Below are 22,133 nucleotides of genomic sequence, written 5' to 3'. Positions count from 1 at the left end.
GGGGATCAGCCGGGGTACAGCGGGTCGATCTTGACCTGCTGGTCGTCGTCGAGGACCGACCAGTTGAGGTCCTTGCTCTGCCAGTGGGTGACGCCCTCGGTGTCCTGGACCACCGGGAGGGTGTCGAGGTTGGGGTTCGAGGCGACGTGCAGGGCCTGGAAGCGGTTGTTCGACGCGCCGGGCACGATCCGCGGAGCGGAGCCGTCGACGTTGACCAGCCAGGGCTGCCGTGGGCTGTTGCGGGCCGGTCGGCCGGCCACGAGGACGCCGAGCTGGTTCCAGGTCGCGTCGGTGATGTCGTACAGCGGGACCTGCAGCCGGTGCTCCTGGGTGAGCTGCAGCTTGCCGGCGTCGTCGGTGGTGATCGTGCGGGTCACGACCGAGTTCTGGCCGGCCTTGTCCCTGAGCACCACCAGCGCCCGGACGCCGTCGGGGGCCATTCGCAGCTGGACCGGTGTGCGGCCCTGGAAGTCGACCCGGACGTCGGTGATCTTGCCGTCCTTGGCGCGGAACCGCAGCCGCGGGGCGGAGCTCTCGGCCCGGTCCAGGATCCAGAGGTTCTCCTGGTTGTCGAAGCTGGGCCGCAGCACCGTGCCGACGGTGGGCACGAAGTCGACCTTGTCGTTCTCGTCCTCGGCCTCGTCCAGCGAGCCGTAGGCGACCACCTGCTTGCCGTCGGTCCTGGTCACCACAGCGCCGGCCGAGCCCCGCAGGTCGACCGCGAAGCTGTCCGCGCTGAACGGGAACAGCTGGCTCTTGTCCAGCGGGGTGATGCCGATCGTGGTGGCACTGTCGAGATTGGCCCGCGCGATCTTCTTGGTGTTCAGGACGCCGTACAGCTCCTTCATCTGCGGCACCGGCACCGTCGGGTCGTACTGCGCGTAGTTGGTGAACTGGAGCGGGTCGTTGTTGTTCTCCACCAGCCCGGTGCCGTCGACGGTAATCTTCACCCGGGTGCTGATCGGGCGCAGCGTCCACATGATCTGCGCGGCCAGCACGGTTCGGTCGGCGGCCGAGAGTCCGGCCGCCGACGTGCTCAGCTCGACGGTCGCCTCGCCGAGCTCGACCGGGACCGAGACGTTCACCTGTGTGCCGGGCGGCGCCGCGGTGCCGACGCCGTTGCCGAGCAGGCCGGTCGGGCCCTTCAGCAACTCCTGGATCAGCCGGGTCGCGACCTGCCCGGGCGGCAGCGCCGGCAGGAAGATCGGGTCCGGGACCAGCATCGAGCGGTCCCGGTTGGCGAAGTACAGCGCGTACGGCTCGAGCCGCGACTCCAGCTGGTTGCTGCCCAGGAAGACGCCGGGCGGCACGCTGGAGACCCGGTACTGGCCGTCGGCCTGCACCACCTTGAAGTCGAACTGCACGAACGTGCCGCGCGGCGCCGACGACCAGCTGCCGCGCTCGTCGATGGTGCCGACCAGTGGTGCGCGAAGCCGGATCGTGGTGCTGCCGGGCAGCTGGGTCAGCGCCTTGGTCGAGCTCTGGTCGTAGACCGAGATCTTCGTCTCCGGCCGCCACTGCGCCCCGGCGTCGGGCGTCATGTACTGGCGGGCGGTGTCGTAGCTGTTGAAGTCCGACATCGCTTCCAGGAACCCGCTGACCAGCGCCGGCGGCTTGGCGTTCGTCCGCGGGGCCTGGGCCTCGACGCCGACCCGGCCACCGGACGCGGCGGCGGCGTTCTTGCTGCCGCTGCGGATCTGCCCCTCGGTCGGCACGGACGCGCACCCACCGGCCACCAGGACGGCGGCCAGCGCCGCCGCCAGCAACCCACCGGCTCGTCGGGTCCTCACAAGTCCTCACTCCTGGTCAGCTTCTGGTACGGCGCTCCCACGTCGACCAGCATCTCCGGCACCACCCGCGACGCGTCGGCCGGGCGGGCCGGCAACGGCGAGCCGGACAGTGTGACGTCCGGGCGCCGCGGCAGGGTCAGCCGGAAGTAGGCGCCGTCGCCGGGCGAGCCCCAGGCGTCCAGGCGGCCGCCGTGCAGCCGGGCGTCCTCCAGCGCGATCGACAGCCCCAGGCCGGTACCGCCGGTGGTCCGGGCGCGGGCCGGGTCGGCCCGCCAGAACCGGCTGAACACCATCTCGGCCTCCTCGGCCCGGAAGCCGATGCCGTGGTCGCGCACGGCGACCGCGGCGGCGTCGGCGTCGGTGGCCGTGCTGATCCGGATCGGCCGGCCCTCGCTGTGCTCGATCGCGTTGCCGATCAGGTTGCGCAGGATCCGCTCGATCCGGCGCGAGTCGACCTGGGCCCGGCACGGCTCGGGCATCGCCAGCTCGACCTGGCAGCCCTTGCGCTCCAGCAGGGTCTCGTGGTTCTCAAGCACCCGGGCGACGATGTCGCGCAGGTCGACGTCCTCCAGGTCGAGCGCGGCCGCGCCGGCGTCGAACCTGCTGATCTCCAGCAGGTCGGACAGCAGCTCCTCGAAGCGGTTCAGCTCGTTCTGCAGCAGCTCGACCGAGCGGCGGGTGATCGGGTCGAAGTCGTCGCGGGTCTCGTGCAGCAGGTCGGCGGCCATCCGGACCGTGGTCAGCGGCGTGCGCAGCTCGTGCGACACGTCGGAGACGAACCGGCGCTGCAGCCGCGACAGCTCCTCCAGCCGGCGGATCTGCTGCTGCAGGTTGCTGGCCATCTTGTTGAACGAGACCGCCAGCCGGGCCAGGTCGTCGGTGCCGCGGACCTGCATCCGCTCCTCGAGCTTGCCGGCCGCGAGCCGCTCAGCGATCCGCCGGGCCATCCGCACCGGGGTGACCACCTGCCGGGTGACCAGCCAGGCGACCGCACCGAGCAGGACGACCAGGAGCAGGCCCGCGGTGAGCAGGGCTCGCTGGACGACGTCGAGCGTCTCCTGCTGGGCCGTCAGCGGGAAGAGGAAGTACACCTCGTACCGCTCGGCGGTGGAGTTGACCCGGACCTGCGAACCGATCGCCAGACCCGGGGCGCTGGGCTGACCGTCGTAGTTGATCAACGTGTAGGTGTCGAAGAGCTGGGAGTCGTCGCTGCCGACCGACGACTGCAGCTCCTGCGGGACGGAGCTGCTCAGCACGCCACCGGTCTGCTGGATCAGCACGGACCCGGAGGTCGAGGTGGGCATCAGCACCACGTCGTACAGGCCGGCGCGGTTCGCGTTCTGGACCAGTTCGGTCAGCTTCTGCGTGATGGTGGCCGGGTCGGCGGCGTTGATCGAGCTGGACAGCGCGCTCAGCTGGGCGGCCGCCTCGGCCTGCGCGCTGGTCCGGCGCGACTCCAGCACACCGTCGGTGACCTGGCTCATCATCACCCAGCCGACCAGGATCAGCACGACGGTCGACATCAGCAGCGTGCCGGTGACGATCCGGGCCTGGATCGACCGGCGCCACAGGTCGGGCCAGCGCTTGGGATGGGTCCGCCAGAACGGCTGCGGGACGGCATGCCAGTCCAGCCCAGCGGCGGTGAGCTCGATCTCGGTCCCGCGGGGTTCCGGTGCGGTGTCCGGCTTGTCCGCCTGCGACGTGTCGTCGCGGCCGTACTCGATCAGTCCGCACCCGCCTTGTAACCGACGCCGCGGACCGTCACCACGATCTCCGGGTGCTCGGGGTCCTTCTCGATCTTGGACCGCAGCCGCTGCACGTGCACGTTGACCAGCCGGGTGTCGGCGGCGTGCCGGTACCCCCAGACCTGCTCCAGCAGGACCTCACGGGTGAACACCTGCCACGGCTTGGAGGCCAGGCAGACCAGCAGGTCGAACTCCAGCGGGGTCAGCTGGATCGTCTCGCCGCTGCGCTTGACCGAGTGGCCGGCCACGTCGATGGTCAGGTCGCCGATGGTCAGCGACTCCGGTCCGGGCTCGTCCATCCGGCGCAGCCGGGCCCGGATCCGGGCCACCAGCTCCTTGGGCTTGAACGGCTTCACCACGTAGTCGTCGGCGCCGGACTCCAGGCCCAGCACCACGTCGACGGTGTCGCTCTTCGCGGTCAGCATCACGATCGGTACGCCGGACTCGGCGCGGATCGCGCGGCACACGTCGATGCCGTCCATGCCGGGCAGCATCAGGTCGAGCAGCAGCAGGTCGGGCTTGAACTCCCGGAACGCCGGTACCGCTTTGTCACCGGTCGCACACAGATAGGTGTCGTAGCCTTCGTTGCGCAGCACGATGCTGAGCATCTCCGACAACGCCGTGTCGTCGTCGACGATGAGAACTCGTCCTCGCATCGTCCGGTTGCCTTCTGCCACGCCCTGCTCCCTGCCTACTGTCTGACGGTCCGGGTCCTCGACATCCCGCTGGCCCAACGCCGGCCCGGCGCTGGCCGCCCAGCGCCCGCCGAGCGTACGCACTACGGATAGTGTCCCATTCCCCAGGTAGTGCACACGCCGGATCGCCGGGCGAGGCCCCGCCAATGCCGGTCCGTGGACCACCCGGGGGGTGATCATGGTGCAAGTCGCGCCCGGCGGACAACCCGGCGGCCGGCCGTGGAACGAGTGAGGGGAGGCACGGCGTGCGCGACGACCTCGGCGTACGGGAGGACGGCGGTGAGCCGCTGCGGCCCTGGTTGCCGGCCGACCTGCTCGACAACGCGGCCCGGACGATCTCCGAGAACAAGGCGATCATGCTCGGCCTGCCGGTGCTGGCCGGGATCGCCCTGGCCGCCGTCCAGGCCGGTCTGACGCAGTTGACGGTGCCCGGTGGCATCGGCGCGTTCTTCGGCCAGGACGATCCGTTCGAGCAGGCCGGTGCGGCCCTCCTGCTGATGTACGGCGTCCAGTTGGTCCTGTTCGCGGTGGTGTCGAGCACGCTGGCCGGGATCATCGCCTTGGCGGCGGTGCGCAGTCAGCTTGGCCGGCGCCTGGCACCGCGGGAGCTGCTCCGACTGGTCCGGCCCGCTCTGCCCGCGCTCGCCGCGGTCGGACTGCTGCAGTCGCTGTCGTTCGTCGTACTGCTGGCCGGCTGGGGGCTCGCGGTCTTCGGTGCCGGAGCAGGTGCGGACGCCGCGATCAACTCCGACGTGGCCGGTGCGGTGGCGCTGCTGCTGATGCTGCTCGGTGGCGTGCTGGTGGTGATCTTCGGGATCCGCCTGGTGCTGGCCGGGACCGTCGTACTGATGGAGGGCAAACACGCTCCGGACGTCGGCCTCTACATCCCGGTCCGAGTCGGTGCGTGGGGCGCGCTGAAGCGCTCCTGGTACCTGGTCAAGGGCCGGTTCTGGCGGGTCTTCGGCATTCTGCTGTTCGGCGGTGTGGTGGTGAACATCGTCAGCTACGCGCTGCAGTTCGGCGTGACCACGATCGTCGTCACACTGGGAAGCTGGATCGACGGCAGTGACGGCGACGCCGCGCTGATCATCGGCATCGCGGTCACGATCGCGGCCGGCGTCGCGACGGTCGCCACGCTGATCGCCAGCCTCGCCTTCATGTCTGCCGTCCAGGCGCTGATCTACCTGGACCTGCGGGTCCGGCGGGAGGGCCTGGACCTGTGGATGCGGCCCTCCCTGCGGCCGACCGTGCCCGGACCGACGGAGTGGCGACCTTGATTCCTTACGAACCGCCGGTGGACATCAGCCGCGAGGAGGCTGCGGCCGAAGCCGCCAAGGAGTTGTCCAAGCCGGTCTACGGCCAGGCCAGTGACTCCCTGCTCAGCAAGGCCGTCGGCAAGGTGCTGGAGTGGATCGCCGACCTGCTGGACGGCGTGGTCGACCCGAGTGGCGACGGCCGGGTCGGTCTGTTCATGCTGCTCGGCCTGATTGCTCTGGTCGTGGTCGTCGTGCTCTGGCGAGCCGGTGTGCTGCGCACCTCCGGCGGCAAGAGCAGCCAGACTGTCTTCGACACCGAGCGCCCGCGCAGGGCCGCACAGTACCGCTCCCAGGCGGAGCAGGAGGCCGCTGCGGGCGACTACACAGGCGCTGTGCGGAGCAGGTTCCGCGCCTGCGTCGCAGAGCTCACCGAGCGCACTGTGCTGGACGAGCGCGCCGGACGGACGGCGTACGAAGCAGTTGCTGACGCGGGCCGCGCGGTCCCGGAACTGCGCGATCCACTGCGCCCGGCCGCCGACGTGTTCACCGAAGTTGTCTACGGCAACCGACCTGGTACGCCGGAGCGCTACGCCGCGGTGGTGGCTGCCGACGAGGCCGCTCGCCGCGTCTCCACCAGGACGCTGGTCCAGGGATGAGCACCGCGGTCGGGCGAAGCGTCGGCGAGGGCTGGCGTGCGCTGCGACTTCCCCTGCTGATCACCGGCGTGCTCGTCCTCGGGGTGGTGGTGCTGCTGGTCGCGACGGCCGCGCGGACCTCGGGTCCGTTCAGTCCCGACTCGACCGATTCCAGTGGTGCCAAGGCGCTGGCCACGTTGCTGGAGGACCACGGCGTCGAGGTGACCGGCACGGAGGACCTGGAGGACGCCGTGGGCAGCGGTTCCGGCCGGACGCTGCTGATCGGGCCGTCCGGAAGCCTGTCCACCGACGACTGGCGCAGGATCGCGGCGGCCCGCTGGGACCACCTGGTGCTGGTCCGCCCCGGCCGTACCGCGCTGGAGACGCTTGCTCCAGGCATCGAGAACGCCAGCTCCACCCTGCCCGCCGGCAGCCGCTCGCCGGACTGCCATCTGCCCGCCGCGGTCAGGGCCGGTACGGTGACCGTCCGCGGGACGACGTACACGGCGCCTCCCGGAGCCGAGGTCTGCTACGGCGACGGCATCAACTACACCGTGGTGCGGCTGGAGACCGACGGCCGGATCGTCGACGTGATCGGCACCCAGCAGTCGTTCACGAACGCCCAACTGGCCGACGACGGCAACGCGGCGCTCGCGCTCAACCTGCTCGGCACCCACCCGGCCCTGGTCTGGTACCTGCCGCAGTACGAGTCGTCGAGCTTCGACGATCCGGAGACCGACGACGGGCCGCCGCTGATCCCGCCGGACGTCCGGTACATCGCCTGGGCGCTGGCCTTCGCCGTCCTCGTCGTCGCGTTGTGGCGAGGCCGCCGGCTGGGCCCGGTCGTCCCCGAGCCGCTGCCGGTCATCGTGCACGCGGCGGAGACCACCGAGGGCCGGGCGCGGCTCTACCGGCGTTCGCGGGCCAGGGACCGCGCGGCCGCCGCACTGCGCGAGTCGGCGCTCGGCAAGCTGTTCAAGGTCTACGGCATCCCCCGCCGGGCCGAGCCGACCGCGGTGGTCACCGCGCTCGCGGCCCGGACCGGCATGGACCCGGCTGTGCTGTACGACATCCTCTACGGCGGGCCTCCTGTCGACGACGCCGCGCTGCTGTCCCTGTCCGACGCTCTGCAAGTTCTCACCCAGGAGGTAGCCCGTGACGTCAGTGACACCCCGGACCGCTGAGGTCACCCCGGAGCGGGCCCGGCAAGCGCTGGTCGAGCTGCGCACGGAGATCGGCAAGGCCGTCGTCGGCCAGGACACCGCGGTGACCGCCCTGGTCCTCGCGCTGCTCTGCCGCGGCCACGTGCTGCTCGAGGGCGTCCCCGGTACGGCCAAGACGCTGATGGTGCGGGCCCTGTCGATGGCGATGCGGCTGGACACCAAGCGGGTGCAGTTCACGCCGGACCTGATGCCCGGTGACGTCACCGGCTCGCTGGTGTATGACGCGAAGACCAGCGAGTTCGAGTTCCGGCCGGGTCCGGTGTTCACCAACATCCTGCTGGCCGACGAGATCAACCGGACGCCGCCGAAGACCCAGGCCGCGCTGCTGGAGGCGATGGAGGAGCGGCAGGTCACCGTCGACGGCGAGCCGCGCAAGCTGCCGTCGCCGTTCGTCGTCGCCGCGACCCAGAACCCGATCGAGTACGAGGGCACGTACCCGTTGCCCGAGGCCCAGCTGGACCGGTTCCTGCTCAAGGTCACGCTGGACATGCCGCCGCGGGACGCGGAGATCGCCGTACTGGCCCGGCACGCGCAGGGGTTCGATCCGCGGGACCTGGTCGCGGCGGGGATCCGCCCGGTGGCCGGGCCGGAGGACCTGCTGGCCGGACAGGCCGCCGTACGGCGGGTCGCCGTACGGGAGGATCTGCTGGCGTACGTGGTGGACCTGTGCCGAGCGACTCGGCAGTCGCCGTCGCTGCAGCTCGGGGTGTCCCCGCGTGGGGCGACCGCGTTGCTGGCGGTCGCGCGTGCCTGGGCGTGGCTGTCCGGACGCGACTACGTGATCCCGGACGACGTGAAGGCGATGGCACGTCCTTGCCTGCGGCACCGAGTGCAGATCCGGCCGGAGGCCGAGCTGGAGGGCGTCACCGCGGACGCCGTACTGGAGAGCGTGCTCGCCACGGTTCCGGTACCACGCTGATGGTCGTCACGGGCCGGGCCGGACTCCTGGCCGGCTTGGGAGTTCTCTTCGTCGCACTGGCGATGCCTAGCTGGTCGGGCGTCGGTGTGGTGGTTGCTGTCGTGCTGGTGGTGTGTCTGGTCGACGTGCTGCTCGCTGGGTCGCCGCGACGGCTTCAGCTCAGCAGGGACGGGGACAACGCGGTTCGGCTGGGTCAGCAGGCTGTGGTGTCGCTGCTGGTCGCCAATCCGGGCCGTCGGGTCAGAGGGCTGCTGCGAGACGCCTGGGCGCCGTCGGCCGGCGTACAGGATCCGCCGCACAAGCTGGACTTGCCGGGTGGCGAGCGGCGGCGGCTGACGACGCATCTGGTGCCGACGCGGCGCGGCGACCGGAAGGCCTACCGGGTGACTGTGCGGTCGATCGGCCCGCTGGGCTTCGCGGGCCGGCAGGGCTCGCACGACGTGCCGTGGACCGTGCGGGCGTTGCCGCCGTTCAACAGCCGTAAGCACCTGCCGTCGCGGCTGGCCCGGTTGCGCGAGCTGGACGGGCGGACCGCGCTGCTCGTCCGCGGCCAGGGGACGGAGTTCGACTCGCTGCGCGACTACGTGCCGGGCGACGACGTGCGGAGCATCGACTGGCGGGCCACCGCGCGCCGCGGCAACGTCGTACTGCGAACCTGGCGGCCGGAGCGGGACCGGCAGGTCGCCATCGTGATCGACTCCGGCCGGATGTCCGCGGGCCGGGTCGGCGACGCCCCGCGCCTCGACCACGCGATGGACGCCGCGCTGCTGCTCGCGGCACTGGCCACCCGCGCCGGCGACCGGGTCTCCTTGCTGGCCTGCGACTCGGCGGTCCGGGCCGACGTCCGCCGTCCCGCGCCGGAGGACGTCCTGCCGTCGTTCGTCAACGCGCTCGCCACCGTCGACGCCGAGCTCGTCCAGACCGACTTCCGCGTCGTCGTCTCGCAGACCCTCGAACGCCTCGGCCAGCGCTCCCTCGTCGTCCTGCTCACCGGCCTGGAACCCGCCGTCATCGAGGAGTCCCTGCTCCCGGTCATCGGCCCGCTGCTGCGCCGCCACGTCGTCGTCCTGGCGTCCGTCGCCGATCCCCGCCTCGACGAACTGGAAGCCTCCCGCGCCGACCTGATCGAGCTCTACGGCGCCGCCTCCGCCGCCCGCTCCCGCCTCGACCGCGAACGCGTCACCGCCGTACTCACCCGCGCCGGCGTCACCGTGGTCGACGAAAACCCGGACCGAATCGCGCCGGCGCTGGCCGACACCTACTTGGCTTTGAAGAAGGCCGGCCGGCTCTGACGTTCCCACCACCAAAGCCTCCCCCAGCCTCGCCCGACGCCCGCGCCCGACGCCCTCGCCCTCGCCCTCGCACTCAATCTCGCCCTTGCCGCATTTCGACGGTTAACCCTGCGCGTGGTGGGTTCCACCACTGCATGCGGGCGGAGAACCCGCCATTCCCAGGGTTAACCGCCGAAATGCCGGAGGCGCGGGGTGGGCAGGCCGAGGCTGGGTGGGGCGGGCGAGTGGGGTGGGCGGGTGGGGTGGAGCCGGGCGTCGCCGGGGCTCGGCGGGCTGGGTAGTCGTCAGACCAGGTCGAGCGGCTGGTGTGGCTCGGGCGGGTGGACGACCTTCAGCTCGTCGCCGGGGCGGACGACTCCGCCTCGGGTGACGACCGACATCACGCCGGTCAGGCGGACGACCTCGCCATCGGCGGTCTTGTGGAGGACCTGCTTGAGCAGGCCCTTGCGGAACTTGTTGATCTGGGAGCAGGGGTCGCGGAGGCCGGTGAGGGTGACGACGGCGGTGTCGCCGAGGTGGAGGGTGGTGCCGACCGGGAGGGCGAGGAGGTCGATGCCCGAGGTGGTGATGTTCTCGCCGAGGTCGCCGGGGCCGACGTCGAAGCCGGCGGTGGCGAGGTCGGCGAAGAGTTCGGACTGGATCAGGTGGACCTGACGCAGGTTCGGCGCGGAGGGGTCGCGTCGTACCAGGTGGCGGTGGCGGACGGTGGCGCCGGCGTGCGCGTCCCCCTCGACGCCGATGCCCTCGATCAGCTGGATCTCGGGCACCGGCGGCTTGCTGAAGTTGTACCGGATGTCGCGGTTGACCGAGAGGACTCTCACCCGTCCAGCTTAAGCAGGTGGCACGCGGCCTGCTGCGACTCGGCGGCGGGCAAAATCTGCAGCGAGACCGTGCGGCACTCCCCGACCACGACCTGGCAGCGCGGATGGAAGCGGCAGCCGGACGGGATGCGGGTCGGGTCCGGTGGTTCGCCGGTGAGCACGATCTTCTCCGGCGACTCGGGCAGGACCGACAGCAGCGCCTTGGTGTAGGGATGTTGCGGGCTCTGCAGGACCTGCTCGGTCGGGCCGGACTCGACGATGCGGCCCAGGTACATGACCGCGACCCGGTCGGCGATGTTCCAGGCCAGGCCCAGGTCGTGCGTGACGACCAGCGCCGACAGGCCGAGGTCGTCGCGGAGCCGGAGCAGCAGCGCGAGGATCTCGCCCCGGACCGAGGCGTCGAGCGAGGCGACCGGTTCGTCGGCGATCAGTACGCCGGGATTGAGCGCGAGCGCCCCAGCGATGACCACACGCTGACGCTGGCCGCCGGACAGTTCGTGCGGGTAGCGGAGGAAGAACCGTTCGGGCGGCCGCAGCCCCGCTCGGGACAGCGCGTCGGCGACCACCTTCTCCTCGTCCGGCAGCTTGTGGATTCGAGGGCCTTCGGCAACGGCTTCGTAGACGGTCTGCCGCGGATTCAGCGAACCGGTCGGATCCTGCAGCACGAGCTGCACCCGGCGCCGGTACGCCTTCAGGTCCCGCGCCTTGTAGCTCAACGGCTTGCCGTCGTAGAAAACCTCGCCGCCGGCTGGTTTCTCCAGCCCGAGCAGCGTGCGCGCCAGCGTGGTCTTGCCGCAGCCCGACTCGCCGACCAGCGCCACGATCTCGCCGGCACCGACCGCCAGGTTGACCCCGTCGACGGCCCGCGCGCGCCGTCCCCGGGACGCGAACTCGACCGAGAGGTTCCTTGCCTCCAGCACCTAAACCTCCTCCCCCACCAGCACACAAGCCGCCGTACGACGCTCGCCCGCCGGCCGCAGCTCGATCTCGACCGTCGAGCAGGACTCCAGCGCCACCGTGCACCGTGGATGGAAGACACACCCCGACGGCAGCGACGCCGGATCCGGCGGATCGCCGCCGAGCCCCTTCGGCGCGAGCCGCGACGCCGGGTCTCCGATCGTCGGGAACGCCGCCGAGAGCGCGCGGCTGTACGGATGCGCGAACGCACCACCGGACGGACCGGTCTCGACCACCCGGCCGGCGTACATCACCGCGAGCCGGTCGCACAGGTCGGCCAGCACGGACAGGTCGTGCGAGATCATCAACAGCGCGATGTCCTCGGCGGCGACCAACTCGCGAATCAGCGTCAGCACCTGCGCCTGGACCATCACGTCGAGCGCGGTGGTCGGTTCGTCGGCGATGATCAGCCGTGGCTCGCAGGCCAGCGCCATCGCGATCATGACTCGTTGCCGTTGGCCACCACTCAGTTCGTGCGGGTAGCTCCGGGAACGCCAGGCCGGCAGCCCGACCTGCTCGAGCAGTTCGGCCACCCGCCGACGGGCCTTCTCGGGCCCCGCCAGCTTGTGCACCAGCAACGGCTCGGCGATCTGCTCGCCGATCCGCCGGACCGGGTTGAGCCCGTGCTGCGCGCCCTGGAACACGATCGACGCCTCGGCCCACCGGACCGCGCGCAACCGCCCCCACGACATCGTCAGCACGTCGTCGCCGGCGAGCAGGATCCGCCCACCCGTGCGGGCGTCGCGCGGCAGCAGCCGCAGGATCGCCATCGCCAGGGACGACTTGCCCGATCCCGACTCGCCCACGATGCCGAGCGCCTCGCCGGCGTTCAGCGCCAGCGACACCCCTCGCACGGCGGGCACCTCGCCGCCGGCGATCCGGTACGTCACCGAGACATCGTCCAGCTCGAGAAGGCTCATCGCGCGCTCCGCAGTCTCGGGTTCAGCACGGTCTCGAGCGCGCGGCCGCAGAGCGTGAACGCCATCACCACGGTCACGATGCACAGGCCGGGCACGAGGATGTACCACCAGGCGCCGGACGTCGCCGCGCCCCAGTCGTACGAGCCGCGCAGCATGGTCCCCCAGGAGGTCTTGTTCGCGCTGATGCCGAGGAAGGCGAGCGTCGACTCGGTGACGATCGCACTCGCCACCTCCAGCGTCGTGCTGGCCAGCAGCAACGGCGCGACGTTCGGCAGGACGTGCCGGGTGGTGATGTGCCAGTGCCCACCGCCGAGGGCCGTGGAGCGCTCGATGTACGGCCGGGCCTCGACCGCGAGCGTCTGGGCACGGATCAGTCGCGCGGTCGACGGCCACGAAGTGACGCCGATCGCGACGATGATGGTCGTCGTGCTGCCACCCAGGATCGCGGCCAGGACGAGCGCGGTGACCAGCGACGGCAGTACCAGGAACCAGTCGGTGACGCGCAACACGACCGCACCGATCCAGCCGCGGAAGTGCCCGGCGACGATCCCCAGCACGGTGCCGATCACCATGCTCAGCAGCGCTGCGAGAAAGCCGATCAGCAACGACGTACGCGAGCCCCACCAGACCATCAGCAGCACCGAGCGGCCGGACTCGTCGGTGCCGAGCGGCGCGTCCCAGCTGGGCGGAGCGAGCTTCTCCCCCGTGCCGCGGACGACGTTCGTCACGCCGGCGTCGATGAACAGCGGCGCGATCAGCGCGAGCAGCACGGCGACGAGCAGCACGGCCAGCCCCACCACGCCGGCCTTGTGCCCGCGGTAGTCGGCCCAGAACCGTTGCAGGCTTCGCTTCCGCCGCGTCCAGGTGACACTCATGCGGACCTCACCCTCGGATCGAGCAGGTGGTAGACGACGTCCGCGAGGGTGTTCATCACGATCACCGACACCGTGATCAGCAGGAACGTGCCCTGCATCAGCGTGAAGTCCGGCACCCGGATCGCCTCGTAGAACAGTTGCCCCAGGCCCGGCCAGCTGAAGATCGCCTCGACCGTGACGGCACCGCCGACGACAAAGCCGATCCGCATGAACACCAGCGTGACGGTCGGCAGCAGCGCGTTCGGTACGGCGTGCTTGCGGCGGATGTCGTCGTCCTTCAGCCCTTTCGCGCGGGCCGTGGTGACGTAGTCCTGGCCGACCTCGTCGAGCACCGAGGAGCGCATCACCAGCAGGTACTGCGCGTAGACGACGGCAACCATCGTCAGGCACGGCAGCACCATGTGCTTGGCGACGTCGAGCACGTAGCCGAAGCCGTCCGGCGCGTCCACGCTCTCGATCCCGCGGGTCGGGAAGACGCCGGGGATCGGCCCGACTCCGGCCGCGAACACCATCAGCAGCAGGAGTCCGAGCCAGAACGTCGGCACCGACCAGAGCACCAGCGAGATCGCGGTGGAGAACCGGTCGAACCGGCTGCCCGGCTTCCAGCCCGCGCGAGCGCCCTGCCAGATCCCCAGGCTGACGGCGATCACCAGCGCCGTACCGGTGAGCAGCAGGGTCGACCCGATCCGCTCACCGATCAGGTCGAGCACCGGCCGCTTGTACTCGTACGACGTACCGAGGTCGAACTGCACGGTCTGCTTGACGAACTGGAAGAACTGCTCGGGCAACGACTTGTCCAGGCCGAGCCGGCTCCGCTCCAGGTCCAGCTGCTCCGGGGTCATGTTCCGGCCCTGCGCGAGCGCGCGGACCGGATCCCCCGGCAGCAGCCGGAACAGGAAGAACGTCGCCACGATCACCATCGAGATGCTGAGCAACGCCCCGCCCGCCTTGCTCAGGGCGTAGCGCAGCATCCCGCTGCGGATCGGGGTCTCCTCCAGTTCCTGCGTGGCGGACGGGGCGACGGTCATGCGGCCTCCCGTCCCGGATCAAGGAGCGCGCCAAGGTTTTGGGGCCGCCCGGTCTGGACTGAGGAGGGAGGGAGCGCAGCGACCGACCGACGAGGGAAGACCGGGCGAAAAAGCCCCAAAACCCGCGGCGACGAAGTCGACGCCAAGAGCACCGTCATTCGCGCTCGTCCGCCACGCCACCGCGACGCCGTACGAGGAAGAACGCGGCGCCGGCCAGCACGATCACGCCGATGCCCACGCCGACGATCAGGCCGGTGTTCGACCCACTCTCTTCGGCCGGGTCCGCGGTCACCGCCTCGACGGTGTAGAACGGCCAGTAGCCGCTGCCGCCGTACAGGATGCCGTTGTCCTCCGGGATCGGCGTGATGCTGGCGATCCGGTCCTTGCGGTAGCCCTCGAGGTCGTTGGGGTAGTAGAGCGCGATCACCGGCGCGTCGGTGTAGAGCCGCTCCAGCATCTGCTTGATGATGCCGGCCCGCTTGGTCCGGTCGAGCTCCTTGAGCTGCTGCTGGTAGAGCTGCTCGAACTGCGGGTCGCAGTAGAACGACTCGGTCCCGCCGCCCTCACCGGACGCGGTCGGCCGCCGGCTGCACAGGTGCGTGGCGAGGACCTCCTCCGGGTCGGGGTTCACCGACCAGCCACTGATCGCGATGTCGAACAGCGCGGTCGTGCCGGTCTCCTCGGTGAACTTGCTGGAGTCCAGCCGCTTGGTGGTCAGCGCGATGCCGATGTCCTTGAACCAGCCGGTGAGGTACTCCGCGAGCTTGTCCTCGATCGGGGTGTCGGTGTGGATGCTGAACCGGAACTGCAGTTTGCGCGACCCGTCCGGCATCGTCCGGATGCCGTCGGCACCCTTCTTGTAGCCGGCGGCATCGAGAACCTGGTTGGCCTTCGCCACGTCGAAGGAGATCTTCTGCTCGCCCTCGGCCTGCCAGAAGAAGTCCTTGTACATCGGCGGCACGATCGAGCCGTCGGCCGGCTTGGCCAGCCCGTTCTGCACCTCGTCGACCAGCTTCTGCTTGTCGATCGCCAAGTGCAGCGCCTGCCGGACCTTCGGGTCCTTCAGCGCCGGGTGCCCGTCGCCGATCGGCTTGTTGTCGCTGGTGGTGGCCCCGTGGTTGATCTGCAGGTACGTCGCGCGCCGGCCCTGCTGGTTCCACTGGACGATGGTGTCGTCACCCTTCAGCGCCTCGAAGTCCGGCGGCGCGAGCCGGCCCAGCAGGTCGATGTCGCCCTTCTTCAGCCCGACCACCGCGGCCGCCGGGTTGTCGTAGAAGATCATCTGCAGCTCGTCGATCTTCGGCGCGCCCCGCCAGTAGCCGGGGTTGGCCTTGAGCTTCACGTACTGGTCCTTCTTGTGCTCGACCGCGATGTACGGACCACTGGTCACCGCCGGGTAGGTCTCGGCGTCGTACTTGGCGATGTCGCCGACCTTCTCCCAGACGTGCTTGGGCATGATCGGCACCGGGTTGTCCAGCATCGAGGCCTGCGGCGACTTCAGCTTGATGGTCAGGTCCTGGCCGGAGGCGCTGACGCTGGCGAAGTTCTCCACCGCCGGGCCGTTCGCGGTCTTGGCGCCGTCGTCGGTCATCATCTTGTTGAACGTCCAGGCGGCGTCCTCGGCGGTCAGCGGCTGCCCGTCCGACCAGTTGGTCTGCCGGATCTTGAACGTCCAGGTCAGCCCGTCCGGCGACGTCGTCCAGGACTCGGCCAGGTCCGGGCTCGGCTGCAGGGTCTTGGCGTCCGGCACGGTCAGGAACCCGTACATCCAGCGATGGATCGACGAGGACACCAGCCGCACCGCGAGGAACGGGTTCATCGAGTCCATCGCCTGCGTCGCCCCCACCCGGACGACCTTCGGCTTGTCCGGCTCGGCCGCCTGCGCCGGCGCCGTACCCACCGCCAGCAGCACCACGGCCGCCAGCCCCGCGAACAACTTCCTCATCCCGCCACGCACCTCTCACCAAAGCGCCGTTTAGAGAGAAAGCCACACCAGATCGGTACGCGCTGTCAATGATTTACCGAGTTTCGTGGCTCATCCGTGGCTGAACGACGGTTCGAGAGCTGTCTGCGGGCACCATCTCGACGGATGGCGGGCGGCGGACGTCAGTGCTTGGCGTTGCGGGACCAGCTGAAGCAGTAGACGCCGAAGCAGGCCAGGCCGATCGCCATCACGGTCAGCAGGACGGCGCCGAACGGCTGGTCCTTGATCGTGTGCATCGCGGTGTCCAGTCCGCCGGCCTTCTCCGGGGCGTAGTCGAGCGCGGCCCAGGCGAACAGCCCGCCGACGATCGCGAACGCGACGCCCTTCGCGGCGTACCCGAGGCGGCCGAGCACGATCGTGGTGTGCGAGATGCCGCCGACCAGGTCCTCGGTGAACTTCTTCGTGTACGCCTTGTAGAGCTGGCGGATGCCGACACCGATGATCACCAGGCCGACGACCACGACCAGCACGCGACCGGCGCCGTTCTCCATCAGCTTGGCGGTCGTCGACTGCTGACCACCGCTGCCCGATCCGCCCGAACCGACGGCGACCCTGATCGCGCTGATGCCGAGCACCAGGTACATGCCGAGGCGGCCGGCCGCGGACACCTTCTTCTCGGTCGGCAGATAGCCGTAGGCCAGTTCGAGTGCCTTCCAGACCACCAGCGCGAAGAGGCCGAAGGCAACCACCCAGAGCAGCGCACCGCCCAGCGGCTGGTCCGCGAGCTCGCGCAACGCACCTTGCTGGGACGCCTCCTCCGAGGATTTGCCCCACGCGAGCTGGAGCGCGATCCACGCGACCAGCAGGTACACGACGCCGTACGCGATCAGACCGACGGTGATCGCGACGTCGTACACACGACTGTTCTGGGCCTGTTGGGCGGTTGTCATCCTGCTCCTCACGACGTGGCCGGCGGTGGTCCCGTCCTGCGGGACTCGTACCCAGTCGCAAACGATCAGGCCGACACGGGCGCGCTCGCCTCGCGGTCGGCCACGTCGACGTCGCCGTAGTCACCGGCGCGGACCGCGCGCCGCCCGAGCGTCCAGACGTAGGCGAAAAACGCCAGCTCGGCCACGACACCGATTCCGACCCGTACGGCGGTCGGCAGCGGCGACGGGGTCACGAAGGCTTCGATCAATCCGGTGACCAGCAGGATCACGGCCAGGCCGATCGCCATCCCGACGGTCGCGCGACCGGTCTGGGCCAGCGCCTGCATCCGGGTCCGTGGGCCGGGCGCGATCCAGGACCAGCCGAGCCGCAGCCCGGCGGCCGACGCGACGAACACGGCGGTCAGCTCGAGCAGGCCGTGCGGCGTGATCAGCCCGAAGAACACGTCGCCCTTGTCGTGCCCGATCATCACCCCGGCGCTGATGCCGAGGTTGGTCGCGTTGCTCCACAGCACGAACGCGACCGGCACGATCAGCACCCCGACCGCCAGCACGGCCGCCGAGATGGTCGCGTTGTTGATCCACACCCGCAGCGCGAAGTCCTGCGCCGGATTCTCGGAGTAGTAGGCGGCGAAGTCCTTGTCGACCAACTGCTGGATCGCCTCCGGCGGCGCGACCGAACCGAGCACCTCCGGGTTGACCAGGATCCGCCAGGCGACCAAGGCGGCGACGACGTAGAACAGCAGGCCAATGGTGAGCCACCAGCGCCGGGAGACGTAGAGCGCGGCCGGGAAGCTGACCAGGAAGTACCGGGAGATGTCCCGCCAGACCGGAGCATGCGCGCCAGTGACGGCACCGCGCGCGTCGGCGATCAGACCGGACAGGCGACCGACCGTGACCGGGTCGGCGCCGGCCGCTCGCAGCGCGGACAGGTGGGTGCCGACCCGTTGATAGAGCTGCACCAGCTCCTCGGCCTCCGCGCCCGTCAGCCGGCGTTGACGGCGGGTCAGCAGGGCCAGCCGGTCCCACTGCGGCTGATGGACCGACACGTACGCCTCGACGTCCATCCCCCGCCTTTCTGTCCGGTGCCTGGTCGAGTCTCCCGCATTCCGGGGTCGGATGCGCACCCCCGGCCCCGGGATGGGCGACACTTGCTGTCTCGGGAGTCGTGGAGGGGGCGAGGGTGACTCAGCTGGTCACGGGGGAAGCGGTTGTCCTCCAGGTGCGGATCGCCCGGATGCCGACCCGGGCGCTGGCCTGCGCGATCGACTTCACGCTGCAGGTGATCGCGCTGATCATCCTGTTCCTGGCGTTGTTCGGGTTCCTGCTGCAGGAGGCCAGCGACGCGCTCGCGGCGGCGATCGTGTTCGTCGTACTGCTGCTCGTGCTGGTCGGCTACCGGGTGGTGATGGAGACCCTCACCCGCGGCAAGACGATCGGCAAGATGCTGCTCGGGTTGCGCGTCGTCCGTGACGACGGGAGCTCGATCCGCTTCCGGCACGCGCTGGTGCGGTCGCTGCTGTGGATCTTCGTGGACTTCGCTCCGTGGTTCGCCGCCAGCCCCGGCATCGTCGCGAGCCTGATGAACAAGCAGGGCAAGCGGATCGGCGACATGGTGGCCGGCACGGTGGTCATCCGCGAACGGCACCAGCCGATGGCGTCGCCGCCGCTGTTCGTGCCGGGCCATCTGGTCCAGTGGGCGCAGTCGCTGGAACTCTCCCGGCTCTCGGACGATCTCGCCAACACGTCGCGCGAGTACCTGGCCCGCTACAAGGAACTGGAACCGGCCGCGCAAGTCGCCCTCGGAGATGCGCTGGCCTTCAAGGTGGGAGGCCTCACCGCTCCGGCGCCACCCGTGCCGATCAGCTCACCCGCCTTCCTGTCGGCCGTCCTCGCCGAACGCCGGCGACGCGAACTCGACCGCTTGGGTGCCTACCGGGCGCCCACCGGCCCGTTCAGCCCGCCCAACCCGTACGCCCAGCAACTCCCGTACGGCGGACAACCCGCCTTCGGCGTCGGGAGCGGTGGGATGCCGCCGTACGGCGGTGCGACGGGCGGGGCGCCGCCGTACGGCGGGACCGGCGCGGCGCCGCCCTACGGCGGCGGGATCGGTGGAGCGCCGGCCTACGGCGGCAGCCCATACCAGCCGCCACCCAAGCCGGGCGGATTCCCGCCCCACGGCGGCCAACCCGACGCGACGCCGCCCTACGGCGGCGGCCCATACCCACCGGCGCCTGCGCCTGCCGGGATGCCGCCTTACGGCGCGCAGCCCGGTGGAGCGCCGCCCTACGGCAGCTCTCAGCCGCCGTCCGCGCCGGGCGGATTCCCGCCCCACGGCGGCCAGTCCGGCCCGACGCCGCCCTACGGCGGGCCGCACCCGGCGGCGCCTGGACCCGGAGCACCTCCCGGCCCTCCCCCGTCCCCTCCGCAGACCGACCGACCTGGCGAGCAGGTGAACCCCCAAGGCTGGCACGCACCCGGCAGTGGGCAATCGGACCAATGGTCCTAGTCTTGCGACCATGTCGCATCTAGAACCTGACTGGACCGGATGGCTGCAGCGCTGGGACGACCAGCAGGCGGGCTACCTGCCCGACCGCGAAGAGCAGTTCGTGCTGATGCTGGACATCGTCCACCGCCTGGTGGGTGAACCGAAGCGGTTCGTCGATCTCGCCTGCGGCCCGGGTTCGATCTCGGCCCGAGCGGCCCAGCGGTTCACGACAACCGAGATCATCGGCGTCGACCTCGACCCGTTCCTGCTCCGGATCGCCCAGCAGGCGGTGGCTTCCGACCGCGTCCGGTTCGCCGAGTCGGATCTCCGCGCGCCCGGCTGGGACGGCGTACTCGGTGACCAGCTCGTCGACGCCGTCTGCTCGGCAACCGCGCTGCACTGGCTCGACCCCGCGGACCTGACGACCCTTGCGCAGACCCTGGCCGCCCGGATCCGCCCCGGCGGCGTCTTCCTGAACGCCGACACGATGCGCCTCGGCCCGACCGAGGTCCCGCGGCTGGACGCGATCGCCGTCGCGCTCCGCGACGAGATCTGGGCGAGCTCGCACGCCGACGGGGTCGAGGACTGGGATACCTGGTGGAAGGCGGCCGCCAACGAGCCGGCCTTCGCCGACCTGCTCGCCGCGCGCGAGGAACGCTTCACCGACCGCCACCGGGGCCGCGACATCACCCTCACCGACACCGTCGAAGCCTTCCGCAAAGCCGGTTTCACCGAGGTCGCCGTGCTCGGCCAGGTCGCCGACAAGCACCTCTTCGCCGCGATCCGCTGAGCGGCCCGGCCGGCGACTACCGGCGTACCCGGTACCGCAGATGCGTGGCCTCCGGAGTGTCGATCACGCGGACGATCTCCAGCTCGACCAGCCCCGGCAGTACGTCGAACAACCGGTGCCCCTGCCCGAGCAGGACCGGGATCTGGTGCACCTGGATCTCGTCCAGTACGCCGGCCGCGAGCGCGCTCTGCCCGGTGTACCCGCCCCGCACCTGCACATCCTTGCCTCCGGCGGCGGCCTTCGCCTGCTCCATCGCGCTGGCGATGCCGTCCCGGACGTAAGTGACCAGCGGATAGCCCCAGCGCGCGGCCGGGCTGGGCGGCCGATGGCTCGGGACGAAGATCGGGGCGCCGTTGTGGTCGCCACCCCAGTGATCCATCAGCTCGGCGGTCCGCCGGCCGGCGACGACCGCGCCGCACGCGTTCCACTCGTCGAGGAAGTCGCCCTCCGGCCAGTTGTGCAGCCGGTGGTCGTCCTCCCCGCCGAGGTAGTCGTTGAGATCGGCGATGTACCCGTCGAGGGACACCGACATGTCGAGCACCGATGACGCCACAGCAGAGCTCCTTTCGGCCGGCGCGAGCGCGCCGTGGATGCTCTCATCCTCCGGCCGGAGCGGCATCGCGAGAAGGTCCAATCCCGACCACCGGCACTGGACCACTCACCGGACCCGGATCATTGCTTCCAGCAACTACCGACGGCCGGTGATCCTCGCGTAGTAGGCCCGCGCGTCGCCGCCCCACCGACGTCGCCGCTCTTGCCCCAAGACCTCCTGGCCGGTCTCGCGTGCGATTGGCTCGGGGGCTGCCACGACCGGCGGGCTCGCCAGGTGCTCGTGGGGCGGCGGAAGTGGGGAAAGGTGGTCGAAGACCTCGATGGGTTCGCCGTCCGGGGTTCTCGCGGGAACGGCCAGCGGGCTCGCGAGCAGTGGCGCGAGGGCAGCCAGAGCGGACTCGGCCGAGGGACGGTCCGCGGCGTCGGCGGACAGCAGAGGTTCGACCAACGACCACAGCGCCGTGGGTGTGCTGGGAGGCGGCAGCGGATGCACACTGGGTGGCTCGTCGCCGGTGAGTAGCTGCCAGGCGGTGACGCCGACGGCGTACAGGTCCTGGGCGGTGGAGGGCGGTTCGCCGGCCAGGGTCTCGGGGGCGAGGTAGCCGGGTGTGCCGACGACGGCGCCCTGGTGGGTGAGGCGAGGTTCGTCGAGGGACAGGGCGATCCCGAAGTCGCTGAGGCGCAGGACCGGCGGGTTGGTGCCGGTGGCTTCCAGGAGGAGATTGGCGGGTTTGACGTCGCGGTGCACCAGCCCGGCCGAGTGGACCTGCGCGAGGGCGGCGAGGAGCTGGGCGAGCAGTTCGGCGGCGTACCGGTCCGGAAGCGGGCCGAAGTCGGACAGCAGCGTGCTGACCGAGCCACCGCCGACGAGATCCATCGCGAGCAGCGCCTGATCGTCGTCGGCCGCCCAGCCGTACGGGCTGAGGATGTTCGGGTGGTCGAGCCGGCGGCCCTGTTCACGGACGAACCGCAGCAGTACCCGCGTGCCGCTGCCGCAGGACCTTGGCCGCGCACAGCCGCTCCAGCCGCCGGTCCCAGGCACGCCAGACCGTCCCGGTTCCCCCGGAGCCGATCGGGTCGATCAGCTCGAACCGTCCGGCGAACACGTCGGGCACCAGCGGTCCTCCTCTCACCCGGTCCGCGGGCTACCTTGCCAGGCGCTCGGGGTCCCCAGCCAGCGAGGGCCGCGCCGCAGCGCCTCGGACGACCCGAGGCACGGCGAAGGCGCCCCACCGCAAGCGGTGAGGCGCCTTGGCGCGGGACTACCGAAGGGAGC

At 70.7% G+C, this 22,133-nt stretch carries 20 protein-coding genes; 7 read left to right on the top strand and 13 right to left on the bottom strand.

Annotated elements, in window-relative coordinates:
* Window positions 1-5 precede the first annotated feature (5 nt).
* From ACQPXM_RS08880 to mtrA, 3 genes are all read right to left on the bottom strand, one after another.
* Complete coding sequence (locus ACQPXM_RS08880; protein ID WP_432946681.1) at window positions 6-1,790, bottom strand: LpqB family beta-propeller domain-containing protein; 1,785 nt, start codon at window positions 1,788-1,790, stop codon at window positions 6-8.
* Complete coding sequence (gene mtrB / locus ACQPXM_RS08875) at window positions 1,787-3,313, bottom strand: MtrAB system histidine kinase MtrB (RefSeq protein ID WP_432946679.1); 1,527 nt, start codon at window positions 3,311-3,313, stop codon at window positions 1,787-1,789. Before mtrB ends, ACQPXM_RS08880 begins: the two co-directional genes overlap by 4 nt.
* 200 nt (window positions 3,314-3,513) lie before the next feature.
* Window positions 3,514-4,191: an MtrAB system response regulator MtrA gene (gene mtrA, locus ACQPXM_RS08870; RefSeq protein WP_077013824.1), complete on the bottom strand. Its 678-nt coding sequence runs from the start codon at window positions 4,189-4,191 to the stop codon at window positions 3,514-3,516.
* A gap of 284 nt (window positions 4,192-4,475) precedes the next feature.
* Here mtrA and ACQPXM_RS08865 point away from each other — a divergent pair, with 284 nt between their 5' ends.
* From ACQPXM_RS08865 to ACQPXM_RS08845, 5 genes are read left to right on the top strand one after another with little or no spacing between them, the layout of a single operon-like run.
* Window positions 4,476-5,507: a hypothetical protein gene (locus ACQPXM_RS08865; protein ID WP_432946677.1), complete on the top strand. Its 1,032-nt coding sequence runs from the start codon at window positions 4,476-4,478 to the stop codon at window positions 5,505-5,507.
* Window positions 5,504-6,142: a DUF4129 domain-containing protein gene (locus ACQPXM_RS08860; RefSeq protein WP_432946675.1), complete on the top strand. Its 639-nt coding sequence runs from the start codon at window positions 5,504-5,506 to the stop codon at window positions 6,140-6,142. The genes ACQPXM_RS08865 and ACQPXM_RS08860 overlap by 4 nt, the downstream gene beginning before the upstream one ends.
* Entirely contained in the window at window positions 6,139-7,305 is a 1,167-nt protein-coding gene (locus tag ACQPXM_RS08855; protein ID WP_432946673.1) for a DUF4350 domain-containing protein, read from the top strand. Before ACQPXM_RS08860 ends, ACQPXM_RS08855 begins: the two co-directional genes overlap by 4 nt.
* Entirely contained in the window at window positions 7,286-8,263 is a 978-nt protein-coding gene (locus ACQPXM_RS08850) for an AAA family ATPase (protein WP_432950969.1), read from the top strand. The genes ACQPXM_RS08855 and ACQPXM_RS08850 overlap by 20 nt, the downstream gene beginning before the upstream one ends.
* Window positions 8,263-9,555, top strand: a complete 1,293-nt coding sequence (locus ACQPXM_RS08845) for a DUF58 domain-containing protein (RefSeq protein ID WP_432946671.1) — start codon at window positions 8,263-8,265, stop codon at window positions 9,553-9,555. The genes ACQPXM_RS08850 and ACQPXM_RS08845 overlap by 1 nt, the downstream gene beginning before the upstream one ends.
* Window positions 9,556-9,839: 284 nt before the next feature.
* Here ACQPXM_RS08845 and ACQPXM_RS08840 read toward each other — a convergent pair whose 3' ends face one another.
* The 8 genes from ACQPXM_RS08840 to ACQPXM_RS08805 form a co-directional block, all read right to left on the bottom strand.
* Window positions 9,840-10,376, bottom strand: a complete 537-nt coding sequence (locus tag ACQPXM_RS08840; RefSeq protein ID WP_432946669.1) for an MOSC domain-containing protein — start codon at window positions 10,374-10,376, stop codon at window positions 9,840-9,842.
* Window positions 10,373-11,296, bottom strand: coding sequence for an ABC transporter ATP-binding protein (locus ACQPXM_RS08835; protein WP_432946667.1), 924 nt, complete (start codon window positions 11,294-11,296; stop codon window positions 10,373-10,375). Before ACQPXM_RS08835 ends, ACQPXM_RS08840 begins: the two co-directional genes overlap by 4 nt.
* Window positions 11,297-12,253, bottom strand: a complete 957-nt coding sequence (locus ACQPXM_RS08830) for an ABC transporter ATP-binding protein (RefSeq protein WP_432946665.1) — start codon at window positions 12,251-12,253, stop codon at window positions 11,297-11,299. It lies immediately after the preceding gene.
* Complete coding sequence (locus ACQPXM_RS08825) at window positions 12,250-13,128, bottom strand: ABC transporter permease (protein ID WP_432946663.1); 879 nt, start codon at window positions 13,126-13,128, stop codon at window positions 12,250-12,252. Before ACQPXM_RS08825 ends, ACQPXM_RS08830 begins: the two co-directional genes overlap by 4 nt.
* Complete coding sequence (locus ACQPXM_RS08820) at window positions 13,125-14,156, bottom strand: ABC transporter permease (protein WP_432946661.1); 1,032 nt, start codon at window positions 14,154-14,156, stop codon at window positions 13,125-13,127. Before ACQPXM_RS08820 ends, ACQPXM_RS08825 begins: the two co-directional genes overlap by 4 nt.
* Before the next feature lie 154 nt (window positions 14,157-14,310).
* Complete coding sequence (locus ACQPXM_RS08815; protein ID WP_432946659.1) at window positions 14,311-16,101, bottom strand: ABC transporter substrate-binding protein; 1,791 nt, start codon at window positions 16,099-16,101, stop codon at window positions 14,311-14,313.
* Between the two features lie 161 nt (window positions 16,102-16,262).
* Complete coding sequence (locus ACQPXM_RS08810) at window positions 16,263-17,030, bottom strand: DUF1206 domain-containing protein (RefSeq protein ID WP_432946657.1); 768 nt, start codon at window positions 17,028-17,030, stop codon at window positions 16,263-16,265.
* Window positions 17,031-17,095: 65 nt separating this feature from the next.
* Window positions 17,096-18,094 carry a stage II sporulation protein M gene (locus ACQPXM_RS08805; RefSeq protein WP_432946655.1) on the bottom strand — a complete coding sequence of 333 codons (999 nt, stop codon included), beginning with the start codon at window positions 18,092-18,094 and terminating at the stop codon, window positions 17,096-17,098.
* A 116-nt stretch (window positions 18,095-18,210) separates the two neighbouring features.
* On the opposite strand from ACQPXM_RS08805, the gene ACQPXM_RS08800 reads away from it, so the two are divergent.
* Complete coding sequence (locus ACQPXM_RS08800) at window positions 18,211-19,536, top strand: RDD family protein (protein ID WP_432946653.1); 1,326 nt, start codon at window positions 18,211-18,213, stop codon at window positions 19,534-19,536.
* A gap of 10 nt (window positions 19,537-19,546) precedes the next feature.
* Window positions 19,547-20,305, top strand: coding sequence for a class I SAM-dependent methyltransferase (locus tag ACQPXM_RS08795; protein ID WP_432946651.1), 759 nt, complete (start codon window positions 19,547-19,549; stop codon window positions 20,303-20,305).
* 16 nt (window positions 20,306-20,321) lie between these two features.
* On the opposite strand, the gene ACQPXM_RS08790 is transcribed toward ACQPXM_RS08795, so the two are convergent.
* Window positions 20,322-20,858, bottom strand: coding sequence for a dihydrofolate reductase family protein (locus ACQPXM_RS08790; protein WP_432946649.1), 537 nt, complete (start codon window positions 20,856-20,858; stop codon window positions 20,322-20,324).
* Between the two features lie 135 nt (window positions 20,859-20,993).
* Window positions 20,994-21,899, bottom strand: a complete 906-nt coding sequence (locus ACQPXM_RS08785) for a serine/threonine-protein kinase (RefSeq protein WP_432946647.1) — start codon at window positions 21,897-21,899, stop codon at window positions 20,994-20,996.
* Between the last annotated feature and the right edge of the window lie 234 nt (window positions 21,900-22,133).

Source organism: Kribbella sp. CA-253562 (assembly GCF_050942265.1).
Classification (GTDB): Bacteria; Actinomycetota; Actinomycetes; order Propionibacteriales; family Kribbellaceae; genus Kribbella.
This window is presented reverse-complemented; position numbering and strand designations above follow the sequence as displayed.

Coding starts and splice junctions, on each gene's coding strand:
- ACQPXM_RS08805 (WP_432946655.1), bottom strand. CDS start 18,094: ATGGACGTCGAGGCGTACGTGTCGGTCCATCAGCCGCAGTGGGACCGG.
- mtrA (WP_077013824.1), bottom strand. CDS start 4,191: ATGCGAGGACGAGTTCTCATCGTCGACGACGACACGGCGTTGTCGGAG.
- ACQPXM_RS08855 (WP_432946673.1), top strand. CDS start 6,139: ATGAGCACCGCGGTCGGGCGAAGCGTCGGCGAGGGCTGGCGTGCGCTG.
- ACQPXM_RS08810 (WP_432946657.1), bottom strand. CDS start 17,030: ATGACAACCGCCCAACAGGCCCAGAACAGTCGTGTGTACGACGTCGCG.
- ACQPXM_RS08830 (WP_432946665.1), bottom strand. CDS start 12,253: ATGAGCCTTCTCGAGCTGGACGATGTCTCGGTGACGTACCGGATCGCC.
- ACQPXM_RS08820 (WP_432946661.1), bottom strand. CDS start 14,156: ATGACCGTCGCCCCGTCCGCCACGCAGGAACTGGAGGAGACCCCGATC.
- ACQPXM_RS08795 (WP_432946651.1), top strand. CDS start 19,547: ATGTCGCATCTAGAACCTGACTGGACCGGATGGCTGCAGCGCTGGGAC.
- ACQPXM_RS08845 (WP_432946671.1), top strand. CDS start 8,263: ATGGTCGTCACGGGCCGGGCCGGACTCCTGGCCGGCTTGGGAGTTCTC.
- ACQPXM_RS08815 (WP_432946659.1), bottom strand. CDS start 16,101: ATGAGGAAGTTGTTCGCGGGGCTGGCGGCCGTGGTGCTGCTGGCGGTG.
- mtrB (WP_432946679.1), bottom strand. CDS start 3,313: ATGTCGACCGTCGTGCTGATCCTGGTCGGCTGGGTGATGATGAGCCAG.
- ACQPXM_RS08825 (WP_432946663.1), bottom strand. CDS start 13,128: ATGAGTGTCACCTGGACGCGGCGGAAGCGAAGCCTGCAACGGTTCTGG.